Source organism: Leucobacter sp. M11 (assembly GCF_035726885.1).
Taxonomy (GTDB): Bacteria; Actinomycetota; Actinomycetes; order Actinomycetales; family Microbacteriaceae; genus JAPFRB01.
Window position 1 is genome coordinate 256,605 of the sequence record NZ_JAPFRB010000005.1, and the last position, 1,854, is coordinate 258,458.

At 69.3% G+C, this 1,854-nt stretch carries 2 protein-coding genes; both read left to right on the forward strand.

The genetic code is table 11. The features are described 5' to 3' along the window. Positions 1-656 (forward strand): indole-3-glycerol phosphate synthase TrpC (gene trpC, locus OOT08_RS16605; RefSeq protein ID WP_325093937.1); only part of this gene is annotated, 656 nt, incomplete at its 5' end. Between the two features lie 6 nt (positions 657-662). Further along, a partial coding sequence (gene trpB, locus OOT08_RS16610; protein WP_325093938.1) for a tryptophan synthase subunit beta occupies positions 663-1,854 on the forward strand: 1,192 nt, incomplete at its 3' end.

The following is a 1,854-nucleotide window of genomic DNA, read 5'->3' on the forward strand; positions in this document are numbered from 1 at the left end:
TGGAGTTCCTGCGCCCCGCCGATCACATCAAGGTGATCGCCGAGATCAAGCGCGCCAGCCCCTCGCGCGGGTCCCTCGCGGAGATCCGCGACCCCGCCGCCCTCGCCACGCAGTACGAGGCCGGGGGAGCGAGCACGATCAGCGTGCTCACCGAGGGCCGCAAGTTCGGCGGAAGCCTCGCCGACCTCGAAGCCGTGCGCAGCGTCGTGACGGTGCCGGTGCTCCGCAAGGACTTCATCGGCGAGGAATACCAGATTCTCGAGGCTCGCGCCGCGGGCGCCGACCTGATCCTGTTGATCGTCGCCGCGCTGGACCAGCCCACCCTGGAACGGCTCTACCGCTTCACGCAGGACGTCGGCATGACGGCGCTCGTCGAAACCCACGACGCGGACGAGGTTGCCCGCGCCGTGGACCTGGGCGCGGGACTCATCGGCGTGAACGCCAGAAACCTGTCCACGTTCGAACTCGATCGTGAGCTCTTCGGCCGCGTCGCCGACCAGATTCCCGCCGGGGTGATCCGCGTCGCGGAATCCGCCGTGCTCGGCGTCGACGACGTCACCCGGTACCGCCGGGCCGGGGCCGATGTCATCCTCGTCGGAGAGGCGCTCGTCACGAACGACCCGATCAGCACCCTCGCGAGTTTCCTCAACACCTAGGAAGTTATGTCTCAGAGCGACACCTCCCCGAGCAGCGTCCCCCTGAGCGCGCAGCCCGGGCCCTACTTCGGTCCCTTCGGGGGCCGTTTCGTCCCCGAATCGCTGGTCGCCGCGCTCGATGAGCTGTCGGAGGCCTACGACGCCGTCAAGCAGGACCCCGCCTTCCATGCGGAGCTGGACGCCCTGCTGAAGGATTACACGGGCCGTCCGTCCCCGATCACCGAGGTGCCCCGCTTTGCGGAGAGCGCGCGTGGGGCCCGGATCTTCCTCAAGCGCGAGGACCTGAACCACACCGGCTCGCACAAGATCAACAACGTGCTCGGCCAGGCGCTGCTCACCAAGCGCATCGGGAAGACCCGCGTGATCGCGGAGACCGGTGCGGGCCAGCACGGCGTTGCCACCGCGACGGCGGCGGCCCTGTTCGGCCTCGAGTGCGTGGTGTACATGGGCGAGGTGGACACCGAGCGCCAGGCCCTCAACGTGGCGCGGATGCGGCTGCTCGGCGCAACCGTGATCCCGGTGACGGCTGGCTCGCGCACCCTGAAGGACGCGATCAACGAGGCCATGCGCGACTGGGTGACCAACGTCGAGACGACAAACTATATCTTCGGCACGGTCGCTGGCCCGCACCCCTTCCCCGAGATGGTGCGCAACTTCCAGCGCGTCATCGGAGTTGAGGCCCGCCAGCAGATGCTCGACACCGTGGGGCGGCTGCCCGACGCGGTTGCGGCCTGTGTCGGCGGCGGCTCCAATGCGATGGGTATCTTCGATCCCTTTGTCGAGGATGCGGGCGTTGCCCTGCACGGCTTCGAGGCCGCGGGCGAGGGCGTGGATACGCCCCGGAACTCCGCGACGCTCACCCTGGGTCGCCCGGGGGTGCTGCACGGCGCGCGCAGCCTGATGCTGCAGGACGAGGACGGCCAGACCCTCGAGTCGCACTCGATCTCGGCCGGACTGGACTACCCCGGCGTCGGCCCCGAGCACGCCTGGCTCTCCGTGAGCGGCCGCGCCCAGTATCACCCCATCACCGACGACGAGGCCATGCAGGCCCTGTTCCGGCTCTCCCGGACCGAGGGGATCATCCCCGCGATCGAGTCCTCGCACGCCCTCGCCGGGGCCCTCAAACTTGCCGCCGAGCTCGGCCCTGAGGGCATCGTCCTCGTCAGCCTGAGCGGCCGCGGCGATAAGGACATGGAGA